This is a genomic window from Nonomuraea sp. NPDC003804 (genome assembly GCF_040610675.1).
In the GTDB taxonomy this organism is placed as follows: Bacteria; Actinomycetota; Actinomycetes; order Streptosporangiales; family Streptosporangiaceae; genus Nonomuraea.
Genome location: NZ_JBEXMT010000011.1, coordinates 86074 through 100693, shown reverse-complemented (window position 1 = coordinate 100693; position 14620 = coordinate 86074). Strand labels below are relative to the sequence as shown.

Annotated in this window: 12 protein-coding genes; 8 read left to right on the top strand and 4 right to left on the bottom strand. The window is 72.2% G+C overall.

Annotated elements, in window-relative coordinates; all coding sequences use genetic code 11:
• Positions 1-4 precede the first annotated feature (4 nt).
• The 4 genes from gatB (at position 5) to ABZX22_RS17325 (ending at position 4614) form a co-directional block, all read left to right on the top strand.
• The gene (gatB, locus tag ABZX22_RS17340) at positions 5-1489 is read left to right on the top strand and encodes an Asp-tRNA(Asn)/Glu-tRNA(Gln) amidotransferase subunit GatB (RefSeq protein ID WP_354910062.1); all 1485 of its coding nucleotides are present in this window, start codon (positions 5-7) and stop codon (positions 1487-1489) included.
• 326 nt (positions 1490-1815) lie between these two features.
• Positions 1816-3135: an MFS transporter gene (locus ABZX22_RS17335; protein ID WP_354909747.1), complete on the top strand. Its 1320-nt coding sequence runs from the start codon at positions 1816-1818 to the stop codon at positions 3133-3135.
• A gap of 131 nt (positions 3136-3266) precedes the next feature.
• A complete protein-coding gene (locus ABZX22_RS17330) occupies positions 3267-3827 on the top strand; it encodes an RNA polymerase sigma factor (RefSeq protein ID WP_354909745.1) in 561 nt (186 codons plus the stop codon).
• Positions 3820-4614, top strand: coding sequence for a hypothetical protein (locus ABZX22_RS17325; protein WP_354909742.1), 795 nt, complete (start codon positions 3820-3822; stop codon positions 4612-4614). The genes ABZX22_RS17330 and ABZX22_RS17325 overlap by 8 nt, the downstream gene beginning before the upstream one ends.
• 228 nt (positions 4615-4842) lie before the next feature.
• On the opposite strand, the gene ABZX22_RS17320 is transcribed toward ABZX22_RS17325, so the two are convergent.
• Genes ABZX22_RS17320 through ABZX22_RS17310 form a run of 3 tightly spaced genes read right to left on the bottom strand, consistent with a single transcriptional unit; the run spans position 4843 to position 7949 of the window.
• Positions 4843-6372, bottom strand: a complete 1530-nt coding sequence (locus tag ABZX22_RS17320; RefSeq protein ID WP_354909740.1) for a tripartite tricarboxylate transporter permease — start codon at positions 6370-6372, stop codon at positions 4843-4845.
• Positions 6373-6981, bottom strand: a complete 609-nt coding sequence (locus tag ABZX22_RS17315) for a tripartite tricarboxylate transporter TctB family protein (RefSeq protein ID WP_354909738.1) — start codon at positions 6979-6981, stop codon at positions 6373-6375.
• Positions 6981-7949 carry a tripartite tricarboxylate transporter substrate binding protein gene (locus ABZX22_RS17310; protein WP_354909735.1) on the bottom strand — a complete coding sequence of 323 codons (969 nt, stop codon included), beginning with the start codon at positions 7947-7949 and terminating at the stop codon, positions 6981-6983. The genes ABZX22_RS17315 and ABZX22_RS17310 overlap by 1 nt, the downstream gene beginning before the upstream one ends.
• A gap of 146 nt (positions 7950-8095) precedes the next feature.
• On the opposite strand from ABZX22_RS17310, the gene ABZX22_RS17305 reads away from it, so the two are divergent.
• The 3 genes from ABZX22_RS17305 to ABZX22_RS17295 all read left to right on the top strand — a co-directional run bounded on the left by ABZX22_RS17305 (position 8096) and on the right by ABZX22_RS17295 (position 12351).
• Positions 8096-9628, top strand: coding sequence for a sensor histidine kinase (locus tag ABZX22_RS17305; RefSeq protein WP_354909733.1), 1533 nt, complete (start codon positions 8096-8098; stop codon positions 9626-9628).
• Positions 9625-10278: a response regulator gene (locus ABZX22_RS17300; protein WP_354909730.1), complete on the top strand. Its 654-nt coding sequence runs from the start codon at positions 9625-9627 to the stop codon at positions 10276-10278. The genes ABZX22_RS17305 and ABZX22_RS17300 overlap by 4 nt, the downstream gene beginning before the upstream one ends.
• A gap of 75 nt (positions 10279-10353) precedes the next feature.
• Positions 10354-12351, top strand: a complete 1998-nt coding sequence (locus ABZX22_RS17295; protein ID WP_354909728.1) for a VanW family protein — start codon at positions 10354-10356, stop codon at positions 12349-12351.
• Between the two features lie 6 nt (positions 12352-12357).
• Here ABZX22_RS17295 and ABZX22_RS17290 read toward each other — a convergent pair whose 3' ends face one another.
• On the bottom strand, positions 12358-13422 hold the full coding sequence (locus ABZX22_RS17290; protein ID WP_354909725.1) for a PQQ-dependent sugar dehydrogenase: 1065 nt from the start codon (positions 13420-13422) through the stop codon (positions 12358-12360).
• A 38-nt stretch (positions 13423-13460) separates the two neighbouring features.
• Here ABZX22_RS17290 and ABZX22_RS17285 point away from each other — a divergent pair, with 38 nt between their 5' ends.
• Positions 13461-14369 carry a 2-hydroxyacid dehydrogenase gene (locus ABZX22_RS17285; RefSeq protein WP_354909723.1) on the top strand — a complete coding sequence of 303 codons (909 nt, stop codon included), beginning with the start codon at positions 13461-13463 and terminating at the stop codon, positions 14367-14369.
• Positions 14370-14620: the final 251 nt, after the last annotated feature.

The following is a 14620-nucleotide window of genomic DNA, read 5'->3' as shown; positions in this document are numbered from 1 at the left end:
CGTCATGGCATACGACGAGGCCCTCGACCGGTTCGAGCCGGTCCTCGGCCTGGAGACCCACGTCGAGCTCGGCACCGCGTCGAAGATGTTCTGCGGCTGCCCCACGGCCTTCGGCGCTCCGCCCAACACCCAGACCTGCCCGACCTGCCTCGCGCTGCCCGGCTCGCTGCCGGTGGCCAACGCCGAGGCGATCGAGTCGACGATCAGGATCGGCCTGGCGCTGAACTGCTCCATCGCCGAGTGGTGCCGCTTCGCCCGGAAGAACTACTTCTATCCGGACATGCCGAAGAACTACCAGATCTCCCAGTACGACGAGCCGCTCTGCTCCGACGGCTACCTCGACGTCGAGGTCGACGGCAAGATCGTGCGGATCGAGATCGAGCGCGTCCACCTGGAGGAGGACACCGGCAAGTCCACCCACGTGGGTGGCGCGACCGGCCGCATCCACGGCGCCGACTACTCCATCGTCGACTACAACCGCGCGGGCATCCCGCTGGTCGAGATCGTCACCAAGCCGATCCCGGGCGCCGACCGCCTCGCCCCCGAGGTGGCTCGCGCCTACGGCGCCGAGCTGCGCGAGCTCATGCGCTCGCTGGGCGTCTCCGACGTCCGCATGGAGGAGGGCTCCATGCGCTTCGACGTCAACGTCTCGCTCATGCCGCGCGGGTCGTCGGAGTGGGGCACCCGTACCGAGACCAAGAACGTCAACTCGCTGCGCAGCGTCGAGCGGGCGGTCCGCAGTGAGATCCAGCGGCAGGCGGTGATCCTCGCCGACGGCGGCCGGATCACCCAGGAGACCCGCCACTTCCACGAGGACACCGGCACGACCACGTCCGGCAGGTCCAAGGAGGAGGCGCAGGACTACCGCTACTTCCCCGAGCCCGACCTGGTGCCGATCGCGCCGGATCCCGCCTGGGTGGCCAAGCTCAAGGCCGAGCTGCCCGAGCTGCCGTCGGTCCGCCGCAAGCGCCTGCAGACCGAGTGGGGCGTGACCGACCACGACATGGAGTCGATGTACAACGCCGGCGCCATCGAGATCGTGGAGGCCACGATCGCGGCGGGCGCGCCCGCGGCCGACGCCCGCAAGTGGTGGATGGGCGAGCTGGCCCGCAGGGCCAACGAGGCCGGCGTCTCCCTGGCGGAGCTGCCCATCACCCCGGCGCAGGTCGCCAGGGTGACCGAGCTGGTCGCCTCCGGCGCGCTGAACGACAAGCTGGCCCGCGAGGCCCTCGACGGCGTGCTGGCCGGTGAGGGGGACCCCGACGAGGTCGTCGCGGCCCGCGGCCTGCAGATCGCCGATGAGGGCGAGCTGGTAGCGATCATCGACGGCGTCCTCGCCGGCAACGCCGACGCGGCGGAGAAGGTCCGCTCCGGCAAGATCGCCGCGGTGGGCGCGCTGGTCGGCGGCGTCATGAAGGCCAGCCGGGGCAAGGCCGACGCGGCCCGCGCCCGCGAGCTGATCCTGGAGCGGCTCGGCGTCTCCGAGTAGCCGACGCCCAGGCACGACGACCCCGGCACACAACCCGTGCCGGGGTCGTCGCGCTCCCGCCCCTACCGCCCTGCCTGCTCCCCACCGCGCCCCTCCGCCGGAACGCCGGGATGCCGGGATGCCGGGACGCCGCGAATCCGGGAATCCGGGAATCCGGGAATCCGGAAAGCAGGGATGCCGGGAAGCCGGGATGCTGGGAAAGCCAGGATGCCGGGAGGCCGGGAGGGCGGAAAGCGGCCTCGCCGGGTGCCTAGGGCGATGTACGGAGGACGGCCTAGGACCAGCGCACGATGTGCGGGCGAGGGCCCGTCCGTAGCGTCGGTGGCATGTCGCGCAAATCTCTGACAGCGGGTCTGGTGGCGTTGGTGTCGCTGGTGGCCTTCGAGTACATCGCGGTGGCGATCGCCATGCCGGTCGTGGCGCGCGAGTTCGGCGGTCTCCACCTGTACGGCCTGGCCTTCAGCGGCGCGATGGCGGCCGCGGTGGTCGGCACGGTCCTCGGCGGCCGGTGGGCCGACGTGAAGGGCCCGAGCGCACCGCTGTGGACGGGGGCGGCGGGGTTCACCGGCGGCCTGCTGGTGGCCGGGCTGGCCACCTCCATGGAGATGCTGATCGCCGGACGGCTCGTGCAGGGTTTCGGCGGAGCGCTGGTCAACGTGGCGCTCTACGTGGTGGTGGCCAGGGTCTATCCGGAGGAGTCACACCCGAAGATCTTCTCCTTGTTCGCCACCGCGTGGGTCGTGCCGTCCATGGTCGGCCCGGCGGTCGTCGGGCTGGTGGTCGGCACGCTCGGCTGGCGCTGGGTGTTCCTCCTGGTGCCCGCGCTGACGGTGGTCGCGGCGTTGATCCTGGCGCGCGGACTGGCGGGGCAGCCGGTCACGGGCGGGCAGGCCGCGCCCGCACCCGGCCTGGGCGGGAAGGTGGCGTGGGCGGCGCTGACGGCCGTGGGCGCGGGCCTCATGCAGTACGGCAGCGACGGCAGGCTGCCGTTGCTCCTGGCGGGTCTGGCGCTGCTGCTGTTCGCGTTGCCGAAGCTGCTGCCGGCGGGGACGCTGCGCGCGGCCAGGGGCCTGCCCGCCGTGGTGGCGCTGCGCGGGCTGACCGCCGCGGCCTTCTTCGCCGCCGAGGTGATCGTCCCGCTGATGCTGATCAACGAGCGCGGCATGTCGCCGCTGCTGGCCGGGTTCGCCCTCACCGGGGGCGCGCTGACCTGGTCGTTCGCGTCGTGGCTGCAGGGGCGTGAGGTGTTCGGCAGGTCGGTGAACCTGTTCGGCGGCACCGCCGCGGTCGCGCTCGGCATCCTGCTCATGGGCGCCGTCACCTTCGACGCCGTGCCCGTCGCCCTCGCCTACCCGTCGTGGATCATCACCGGGTTCGGCATGGGCCTGGTGTACCCGACGCTGTCGGTGCTCACGCTGGAGCTGTCCAGGCCGGGCGAGCAGGGCGTCAACAGCTCGGCGCTGCAGGTGGGCGAGTCGGTGTTCTCCGTGGTGTCCGTGGCGGTGACCAGCGCGCTGTTCGCCGGCGTCGGTCAGGGCTACTGGGCGGTCTACGCGGCGACGCTGGTCATGGCGCTGGCGGGCCTGTGGGTGGCACCCCGGTTCCGGGCGAACCCGACGTCCTCCGCGGCGGTCGTACCCATGTGATGACTTCCGCCGGCGCGGGGGACGGTCACCGTCCCCCGCCCTTCCGCGTCGAGAGCTGGGACGGCGGCCGTGAAAGCGGATCGGCCGATCGGGTGATACCTCTGGACAGCCTCGTCCACGGAGGGCCACCCATGACCGTTATCGCGGTGCGCGAGCCGGATCTCGCCCGACCCGAGGGGTTCCGCGAGATCTTCGACGCCTACTTCGAGGAGATTTTCAGGTACGTCGCGCAGCGCCTCGGCCCCGACGATGCCGAGGACGTGGTCGCCGAGACCTTCCTCACCGCCTTCCGCAAACGCGACCGCTACGATCCCGAGCGGGCCGGCGTCAGGTCCTGGCTGTACGGCATCGCCACCAACCTCATCGGCAAGCACCGGCGGGCCGAGGTCAGGGCGCTGCGCGCCAGGGGCCGTATGGCGGCCGACCGCGACGTCTCCGGCCTGGCGGACGTGGTGGCGATGCGGGTCAGCGCGCAGAGCCTGGGGCCGAGCCTGGCCGGCGCGATCGCCCGCCTGGGCAAGGGCGACCGGGACGTGCTCCTGCTGGTGGCGCTCGCCGGGCTCTCGCACGAGGAGATCGCCACCGCGCTCGGCATCCCGTACGGCACGGTCGGCTCCCGCCTGAACCGCGCCAGGAAGAAGCTGCGCAAGGCCCTTGGCGGCACCAACCCGATGGAGGGCGACCATGGATGACCTGCGGCGGATCAGGGAGCTGTACGGCGAGCCCGCGCCGGACCAGGCGGCCAGGAACAGGGTCAGGGCCAGGCTCGAGGCCGAGCGCGGCCCCGCCCCTGTCTCCAGCCGGCGCCCGCGCTGGACGCCGCTGCTGGCCGGGCTCGCCGTCATGGCCGTCGCCGCGGTGGCCTTCGTCGTGCCGAGGCTGCACGCCGACCCCACGGGCACCGACAAGGCGAGTGTCCTGCTCGCCGCGGCGGGCGCGGCGGCGGCCGTCCCTCCGGCGAAGGGCGCCTACTGGTACGTCAAGCGCGTGGTGAACGGCTCCGACGTCAAGGAGCTGTGGGCGGGAAGGGACGGCCGCGCCTGGACGAGGGAGCACAAGGGCACGACCACCGTCACGACCAAGACCGACGAGCCGTTCACCCTGAACGGGCACCCCATGACGATCGCCCAGATCGAGGCGCTTCCCGCCGACCCCGGCGCGCTGCGCGCCCACGTGACCGACATGCTCGGCGGCGTGCCGGAACGGGACCGCGGCGGCGTGGTCGCCGACGCGCTCACCGGCCTGCTGTGGAGCAAGCCCGCCCCGTCCGGCGTGCGCGCCGCCGCCTACCGGGCACTGGCCGACCTGCCCGACGTGCGCTACCTCGGCAGGTCGACCTTCGGCTACACGGTGCGCGGAGTGGAGCGCGAGCTGGTCATCGACGCGCGCACCAGCCAGGTGGTGAAGGCCAGCACGGCAGGCAGGACGGAGGTCGTGCTGGTGGCCGGGTGGACCGACGAGAAGCCGGCGATCTCCTGATCGGCCTCCCGATCGGCCTCCCGATCGGCCTCCCGATCGGCCTCCCGATCGGCCTCCCGATCGGTCTCCTGATCGGCCTCCCGATCGGCCTCCTGACTGGCCTCCCGCTCGGCCTTCCGATCAGCCTCCTGGTCGGCTCGGGGCGCGGCCCCGCCGGGTGGACGGGCCGGCGGGGCCGTGACGTTCGCGTTCCCGCGCCTGTCCGGGTGACGCCGGACGGGCCCGCGCTCAGTCCTCCGGCGGCCGATGCGTGCTCGCCGCCACGGCGGGGTGGCGGCGTGCCCACAGCCGCCGGAACAGCGGCGTCAGCAGGGCGAGCGCGGCCAGCGTCAGCAGGACGGCCGCGATCGGGCTCCTGACCAGCGTGGTCACGTCGCCCGCGCTGATGGCCAGCGCCCTGCGCAGCTGCTTCTCCGCCATCGGGCCGAGGATCATGCCGATCACCGCGGGGGCGATCGGCAGGCCGAAGCGGCGCATGGCGTAGCCGAGCAGGCCGAGCACGAACAGCACCACCAGGTCGACGGCCGAGGAGTTCAGCGCGTAGACGCCGAGCGCCGCGAACAGCACGATGCCCGCGTAGAGGTAGGGGCGCGGGACGCGCAGGACGCGGGCCCAGAGCGGGGCCAGCGGCAGGTTCAGCACCAGCAGCATCGTGTTGCCGATGAACAGCGAGGCGATCATGCCCCACACCAGGGCGGGGTTGTGGTCGAACAGCTGCGGTCCTGGCTGCAGGCCGTACTGCTGGAAGGCGGCCAGCAGGATCGCCGCGGTGGCCGAGGTGGGCAGGCCGAGCGTGAGCAGCGGGACGAGCGTGCCCGCCGCGGACGCGTTGTTGGCCGCCTCGGGGCCGGCGACGCCCTCGATGGCGCCCTTGCCGTACTCCTCCCTGGCCGCGCCGCGGGCGAGCTTCTTCTCCGTGGCGTAGGACAGGAAGGTCGGGATCTCCGCCCCGCCGCCGGGCAGTGCGCCGAACGGGAAGCCGAGCGCGGTGCCGCGCAGCCACGGCTTCCAGGAGCGGCGCCAGTCGGCGCGGCCCATCCACGCCGCCCCCACCGGGACCACCTCGGGGCTGGCGTGCCGCAGCCTGGAGGCCACGTAGAGCGCCTCGCCCAGCGCGAACAGGCCGACCGCGACGATCACCACGTCGATGCCGTCCAGCAGCTGGTCGACGCCGAAGGTGAGACGGGCCTGCCCGGTCTGCTCGTCGATGCCGATCAGGCCGATGACCAGCCCCAGGCCGAGGGAGGCCAGGCCACGGATCATCGAGCGCGACAGCACCGAGGAGACCGCGGTGAAGGCCAGGACGGCCAGCGCGAAGTAGTCCTCAGGGCCGAAGGAGATGGCGAAGTCGACCACCGCGGGAGCGGCGACGACCAGCAGGCCGGTGGCCAGCGTGCCGGCGACGAACGAGCCGATCGCGGCGGTGGCCAGCGCCTGTGCGGCCCTGCCCCGCCTGGCCATCTTGTTGCCCTCCAGCGCGGTGATCATCGAGGACGACTCGCCGGGCGTGTTGAGCAGGATGGACGTGGTGGACCCGCCGTACATGCCGCCGTAGTAGATGCCGGCGAACATGATGAACGCGCTGGCCGGAGGCACGGTGAAGGTGATCGGCAGCAGCAGCGCCACGGTCATGGCGGGGCCGATGCCGGGCAGGACGCCGACCAGCGTGCCGAGGGTGACGCCGACGAGCGCGTAGAGCAGGTTGACGGGCGTGAGCGCGGTGGCGAAGCCCTCCAGGAGCGCCTGGAGCGAATCCACTCAGATCACCCCCTGCAGCAGGCCGCCCGGCAGCGAGACGCCGAGGCCGTTGACGAAGACCACGTAGGACAGCACGCCGAGGACCACGGCGATGACGGCCGCCTTGACCTTGTTCTCGGCGCCCAGGGCGACCGACAGCCCGAAGAACAGCAGCGAGGCCGACAGGACCCAGCCCAGGGTGGACAGGGCCGCGGTGAAGCCCAGGAAGATGCCGCTGACCAGGCCGACGCTCTTCCAGTCGGCGGGGGCGTCGGCGTCGACGTCCTCGCTCTCCTCGGGGTCGCCCCGGCCGCCGCGCACGACGTCCAGGGTGTAGAAGGCGCCGATGAGGATCAGCGCGCCGCCGATGAGGATGGGGAAGAAGCGCGGCCCCAGGCCGAGGCGGGACGTGGCGGCGGAGACGTCGAGCGTGCCGACGATGACCAGCACGCCGAGCGCGAGGACGGTGACCGACAGCCCCATCTCGGGCCGCCACCACCCGCGCTTCCCGGCCTCGCCGGCCGGCGCCCGGTCGTCAGGGGGAGGGCCGGCCGGGCCAGGACGCGGATCCTGAGCCGCGGGGACGGCGCCACGGGCCGTGGCGCCGTCCTGCTCGTGCGGGGAGGACATCAGGAGACGAGCCCCATCTCGGCGATGACGGCCTTGACGCGGGTCTGCTCGGCGGTGAGGAAGTCGGCGAACTGCTGGCCGGTCTGGAAGGCGTCGATCCAGCCGTTCTTGGCCACCGCGTCCTTCCACGCCTTCGAGCCGTGCATCGTGGTCACCAGGTCGGTGAGCGCCTTCTTGTCGGCGTCGCTCAGCCCGGCCGGCGCCACGAAGCCGCGCCAGTTGGCCAGCGCGACGTCGAGCCCGCCCTCCTTCAGCGTGGGCGCGTCGACGGTGTCGATGCGGGTGGGCGCGGAGACGGCCAGCGCGCGCAGCTTGCCGGACTTCACGTGCTCGGCGAACTCGCCGACACCGGACACGCCGATCGTGACCTTGCCGCCGAGCAGCGCGTTGAGCGCCTCACCGCCGCCGGAGTGGGCGATGTAGTTGACCTGCTTGGGGTCGACGCCGCCCGCCTTGGCCATCAGTCCGGCCAGGATGTGGTCGGTGCCGCCCGCCGAGCCGCCGGCGACCGACACCTTCGCCGGGTCGGCCTTCCACGCGGCCACCAGGTCGGCCAGCGTCTGCAGCGGCGAGTCCGCCGGCACGACGACGATCTCGTACTCCTCGGTCAGCTTGGCGATCGGCGTCGTCTCCGCCAGCGTGACCTTGGACTTGTTCTGCTCGATCGCGCCGACCATGACCAGGCCCATGGTCATGAGCATGTTGCCGTTGCCCTTCTCGCCGGCGAGCTGGGCCAGACCGATCGTGCCGCCGGCGCCGGGGACGTTGAAGACCTCGATGGCGCGCTGGGAGTCGACGGACTTGATGGCCTGCTCGGCCGTACGGGAGGTCTGGTCCCAGCCGCCGCCCACGGCGGCGGGAGCCATGATGCGCAGCGTGCCGGAGCCGCTGCCGCCCGCGCCCTGGCCGCAGCCGGTCAGGGCCGCCACGGCGACGGCGGCGACGGCGGCGAGTATGCGGAGTCGCATGATCACTCCAATGTGGGGGGTGTCACAATCTCGAATACTGGATAGTGAAACGCACATTTCCTGGCGTCGACCCTTTACGCGTTTCCCGTCGTAAAGGTCATATTGGTCGCGACCCTCGCGTGACCTGCCGGTGCTTCCATGGCCCTGTGAGACTCGGCACGCAACTCTTCGTGCTGCAGATGGTGATCGTCGTGCTCGCCGTCAGCGGCACGGCTGTCGTGTGGGCCCAGCACACCCGCAGGCAGCTCGACTCGCAGTACCAGCAGCGGGCGCTGGCGATCGCCGAAGCGGTGGCGGGAATGCCACAGGTGCGTGCCGCCTTCGCCACGGGGGATCCGGCCGTCCTGCTGCAGCCGATCGCCGCGGGCGTCCAGCTGGAGACCGGGGCCGACTACGTCGTGATCGCCAACAGGGAGCAGAAGCGCTACGCCCACCCCAACCCCTCGCTCATCGGCAAGCAGCTGTCCACGGACGGCTCGGCCGTCCTGCGCACCGGCCAGAAGTGGGTCGGCGTCGAGACGGGCACGATCGGCACCACCGTGCGCGGCAAGGCCCCGATCTTCGACGAGTACGGCACCGTCATCGGGCTCGCCTCGGTCGGCGTGCTCGTGGAGCGGGTGGACGCGCAGGTCGGCTCGGTGCTGGCGCCGCTGCTGTGGACGGCGCTCGCCGTCCTGGTGGCGGGTTCGGCCGGCGCCGCGCTCATCGCCCGCCGGGTGCGCAGGCAGATCTTCGGCCTGGAGCCGGGCGAGATCGCCAAGCTCCTGGAGCAGCGCGAGGGCGTCCTGCACGGCGTGAAGGAGGGCGTGCTCGCGCTCGACATGCGGGGCCGGGTGACGCTGGTCAACGACGCCGCCCGCGAACTGCTCGGCGAGGTGGGCGACGACCTGACCCAGATGCCGGTCTCCGAGCGCATGCGCGACGTGCTCGGCGGCGCCGACCCGGGCGAGGACAGGATCGTGCTGCACGGCGAGCGTGTGCTGGTGCTCAACCGCACGCCCGTGTCCGTACGCGGCCGGCAGCGCGGCTGGGTCATCACCCTGCGCGACAGGACCGAGCTGGTCCGGCTGTCGCGCGAGCTGGAGTCGGCCAGCTCCACCACCGGGGCGCTGCGGGCCCAGGCCCACGAGTTCGCCAACCGCATGCACACCGTCGTCGGCCTGCTGGAGCTGGGCGAGCACGAGGCGGCGATCAGCTTCATCACCAGGACCACCCGCAACACCTACGCGACCGGCATCCGCGAGCGGGTCGCCGACCCCACGCTGGCCGCCCTGCTGCTGGCCAAGTCGGCGGAGGCCGCCGAGCGCGGCGCGACGCTCGTGCTCGCCGACGACACCTGCGTGCCGCAGGACGCGGTCGACGACCCGCAGGACGCCGTGCTCGTCGTCGGCAACCTGGTGGCCAACGCGCTCGACGCGCTCGACGGCGCGCCGGGCACGATCGAGGTGTCCGTCCGGGCCACGCAGGAGGGCCTGCGGGTGCGGGTCGGCGACTCCGGCCCCGGCATCACTCCCGACCTGGTCGACGAGGTCTTCAGGGAAGGGTTCACCACCAAGGCCGCCCGCTCGGGGCCGCGCGGGCTCGGCCTCGCCCTGACCAGGCAGGCGTGCCTGCGCAGGGGCGGCTGGGTGCGGGTCCACAACTCGGGAGGCGCCGTGTTCACGGCGCTGCTGCCATGACCGTCAGGGTGCTCGTCGTCGACGACGACTTCATGGTGGCCCGCATCCACAGCGGCTACGTGGAGAAGGTGGAGGGGTTCGAGGTCGTGGGCGCCGTCCACACCGGCGAGGCGGCGCTGGAGGCGGTGGCCGGGCACCACCCCGACCTGGTGCTGCTTGACATCTACCTGCCGGACATGTCGGGCCTCGAGGTGCTGAACCGGCTGCGCGGCGTCGACGTCCTCATGATCAGCGCGGCTCGCGACCTGCCGACGGTCAGGGCGGCGATGCGCGGCGGCGCGTTCAGCTATCTCATCAAACCGTTCACCGCCGCCGCGCTGGCCGAGCGGCTGGCCCAGTACGCCGACACGCGCAGGCAGCTCACCGCCATCGGCCCCGAGGTGCGCCAGGACGACATCGACCGCCTGTTCGGGGTGACGAAGACGCCGCTGCCCAAGGGCCTGTCGTCGGCGACCTGCGCGCTGGTGGCCGACGCGCTGCGCGAAGCGGGCGTCGACCTGTCGGCCAGCGAGGCCGCCACGCTGACGGGGCTGTCGAGAGTCAGCGCGCGCCGCTATCTGGAATACCTTTGTGCGGCGGGCAAGGCGGAGCTGCGTCCGCGGTACGGCACGGCGGGCCGTCCCGAGCACCGCTATCGCTGGATGTCCTGATTCAAGGTACATATCGCACCAGCAGTGCCTTAGTGTTTCCTGAGGAAAGGCAGCGGATTGGGAGGAGCTTGAGGCGTGGCGAACGCCCGACCGATGGACCCACCGACCGACCCGTTCGCCTCGGTGCCCACGCCCCCGCCGGGCGGCGGCAGGAAGCCGCGCGTCGGCGGGCTGCCGCCGGGAGTCTCGCCCGACATCTACGGCCCCACCGGCGGCCAGGCTCCGCCCTCCGCCGGATCAGGCGCGCTGCCTCCCGTCGCCCCGCCGCCACAGCCGTGGCCGATGGCCGACGGGCAGCACCACGAGCCCCCGCCCCCGCCGCCGCCCGTCTTCGGCCTGCAGGAGCGCCAGCCCTCCGCCGAGCCGCCGCCACCCCCTCCGCCGCCCAGGCGCCGCCGCGTGCTGCCCGCGATCGCCATCGCGGTGGTGGTGCTGCTGGCCCTGGCGTACGTCGTCCCCGCGGTGATCATGTCGGGGTCGGTCCTGCGCGGCACCGAGGTCGGCGGCGTCGACATCGGCGGGCTGACCGTGACCGAGGCCGCCGACAAGCTCCGTGACGAGCTGGCGCCCACGATCGAGCGGCCGCTCCAGGTCGAGGTGAACGGCCGCAAGGAGACCGTCCAGCCCGACGAGGCGGGCGTCGAGCTCGACGTCGTCGGCACGATCGAGCAGGCGCCGAGCGGCTTCCCCAGCCCGGTCGAGGTGTGGCGGGCGCTGACCGGCACCACGGCGATCGAGCCGAAGGTCACCGTCGAGTCGGCCCAGCTCTCCAGGACGGTCGAGGCGCTGGCCGCCAAGGTCGACCAGAAGGCGCGGGAGGGCAAGGTCGCCTTCAAGGGGCTCGAGCCCGTCACCGTCGCCCCCCGCGAAGGCCGCGTCCTCGACCAGGCCGCCGCCGCCAAGCTGATCAGCGCGGCCTTCCTCGGCCCGCGCAAGAGCGTGACGCTGCCCGTCGAGACCGACAAGCCCACGACCACGCCCGCCGCGGTCAAGGCCGCCGCGGCCACCGCGACCCGCGCCGTCTCCGGGCCGATCACCCTGACCAGGGACGGCAAGCAGGCGCAGATCCCCGCCGCCGTCATCGCCGCCAACCTCACCTTCGTCGCCGACGGGGAGGGCGGGCTCGAACCCCGCTTCGACGCGCGCGAGGCGATCGCCGGCATCGAGAGCCAGCTCGTCGACGCCGCGCAGGCCCCGCGCGACGCCACCTACGACGTGGTCGGCGGCAAGCTCAAGCTCGTCAAGGCCCGCAAGGGCAAGGGCGTCGACGACAAGAAGCTGGCCACGGACGTGGCCGAGGCGCTGAAGACAGGCGGCAGCCGTACGATCCCGGTCGAACTGGCGGTCGTCTCCCCGCGCCTGACCGACAGCGAGCTGCGCGCCATGGGCATCAAGGAGAAGGTCGGCTCCTTCACCACCCAGCATCCCTGCTGCGCCGCCCGGGTCACCAACATCCAGCTGATGGCCAGGACCCTCAACGGCTACATCGTCAAGCCCGGCGAGACCTTCTCCATCAACGGCATCGTCGGCGAGCGGACCGCGGCCAAGGGCTACGTGCCGGCCGGGCAGATCGTCGCCGGCAAGATGGAGGACGGCGTCGGCGGCGGCGTCTCGCAGTTCGCCACCACGATGTACAACGCCGCCTACTTCGGCGGGTTCCAGGACGTCGAGCACCTGGCCCACATGTACTGGATCTCCCGCTACCCCGCCGGGCGCGAGGCGACGGTCTTCTGGCCCAGCGTGGACCTGAAGTGGAAGAACGACTCCGAGTACGGCGTGCTGGTGAAGACCTCCTACACCGGCACCTCGATCACCGTGGACCTGTGGAGCACCAAGCGGTACGACAAGGTCGAGTCGATCTCCTCGCCGAAGCGCGCCTTCGTCGCCGCCACGGCCAAGGAGGACGACAGCCCCGGCTGCACACCGCAGGATCCGCACGACGGGTTCACCGTCGACGTCACCCGGGTGATCACCAAGAACGGGGCCGAGGTCAAGCGGGAGACGAAGACCACCGTCTACCGCATGGGCCCGAAGGTCACCTGCGTGAAGCCCGCCTCGGACGACACGGAGTGACGCCGCTCAGCTCAGCGGCACCGACAGGATCCGGTCGTCGCCGTCGCGCGGGTCGCCCCTGCCGTCGTGGTTGCTCGTGCCCACCCACAGGGTGCCGTCCGGCGCCGTGGTGACCGCCCGCAGCCTGCCGTAGGTGTCGTCGAAGTGGGCCACGGGCGTGCCCGCCGAGCCGTCCTGGCCCAGCGGCACCTGCCACAGCCGCCTGCCCTGGAGCGCGCCCACCCACAGCGAGCCCTTCGCGTAGGCCATGCCCGAGGGGGACGCCTCCGAGGTGCTCCAGGTGACGATGGGGTTGATGAAGGCCGGATCGGAGCCGACGCCCTCCACCTCGGGCCAGCCGTAGTTGCCGCCGGCCTTGACCAGGTTCACCTCGTCGTAGGACTGGGCGCCGAACTCCGAGGCGTACAGGCGGCCGGCCGGGTCCCACGCCAGGCCCTGCACGTTGCGGTGACCGTAGCTGTAGACCAGGGTGCCGAACGGGTTGCCGGGGGCGGGCGCGCCGTCCTCGGTCATGCGCAGGATCTTGCCGCCGAGCGAGTCGCGGTCCTGCGACAGCCGCCGGTCGCCGGTCTCTCCCGTGGTGGCGTACAGGAAGCCGTCGGGGCCGAAGGCGAGCCTGCCGCCGTCGTGGATGCCGCCCTTCGGGATGCCGTCGACGATCACCTTGGCGTCGGTGAGCCGGTCGCCGGTGAGGCGATAGCGGACGATCCTGTTGTCCTCGGCCGCGGTGAAGTAGAGGAAGACCCGCTCGCCCTTCACCGCCACGCCCATGAGCCCGCCCTCGCCGTCGGGTTCCACCCCCTCGATCCGGTCCAGCGAGGTGACCCCGCCCGCCGCCGTCACGCGCAGCAGCCTGGCGCGGTCGCGCTCGGTGACCAGCGCGTCGCCGCCCTCCAGGAACGCGATCGCCCACGGCACCCGCAGGTTTCGCGCGATCGTGCGGGGTTCGCCGGGCGTGGCCGACGGCGTGGCCGTGCCGGCCGGGCGCGCGCCGGCGCCGACCTCGGCCGGCGCCGCCGCGCATCCCGCGGCGAGTGCCATGACGATCATGATCTGGCAGATGGACCTCATGTGCCCCATACTCGTGCCTTCCCCATAAAGTTCCGCGTATGAAGATCTGGGTGCCGTCCGAAGAAGCCGCAGGAGTGCTGGCCGATCTGCCCGATGTCGAATGCGTCGTCCACGACGGCCGCGGGCCCGTCCCCGACGGGGCCGACGAGGTCGAGGTGTGGATCCCGCCGCTGATCCCCGTGCCGGACACCCCCGGGCTCATGGCCAGCATGAAGCGGCTGCGGCTGGTGCAGACCGTGACGGCGGGCGTGGACCCTTACCAGCCGTACCTGCCCCAGGGCGTCACGCTGTGCAACGCCCGCGGCGTGCACGACGCCGGCACGGCCGAGTGGGCGGTCGGGGCGATGATCGCGGCGCTGCGCGACTTCCCCGCCTTCGCCGACGCCCAGCGCAGGGGCGAGTGGACCTACCACCACACCGGGGTGCTGGCCGACGCCCGCGTGCTGATCGTCGGCTACGGATCCATCGGGGCGGCGCTCGAGCGCAGGCTCGCCGGGTTCGAGGTCGAGATCGTCAGGGTGGCCAGGACGGCCCGCGAGGGCATCCACGCCATGGAGGATCTGGACGCCCTCCTTCCCGAGGCCGACGTCGTGGTGCTGCTCGTCCCCGCGACGCCCGTCACCACGGGCATGGTCGACGCCGGCTTCCTGGCCCGCATGAAGGACGGGGCGCTGCTCGTCAACGCCGCCAGGGGCACAGTCGTCGACACCGGCGCGCTGGTCGCCGAGCTCGTCTCCGGACGGCTGAGGGCCGCGCTCGACGTGACCGACCCCGAGCCGCTGCCCGAGGGGCACCCGCTCTGGAACGCGCCAGGGGTGTTCATCACACCGCACGTGGCGGGCAGCACGCCCGCCTCCACGCGCCGCGCGCTGCGGCTGATCCGCTCCCAGCTGCTGCGATACCTGGCGGGCGAGCCGTTGAAGAACGTCATCACGGAGTCGTACTGACAAAGGGAATCCCGAACGTGTCTGCGTCGTGACCTTCGGTGCGTACGGTGGTCGTCATCGATGATTCCACGACAGCCATCCATGACCCGTTGTCAAGGCGATCTTCGGAGCAAAGTGGTCCTCATGGTTATCAGATCGGTGACGACTCCCCGGTTGTCGCCCCCCGCGCGCCCGCGAGAGCACACACTGGCGATGTGCGACTGCCGGACTCCGGCAGTCACGTGAGCTGACTTGACACGGGATGGGCAACG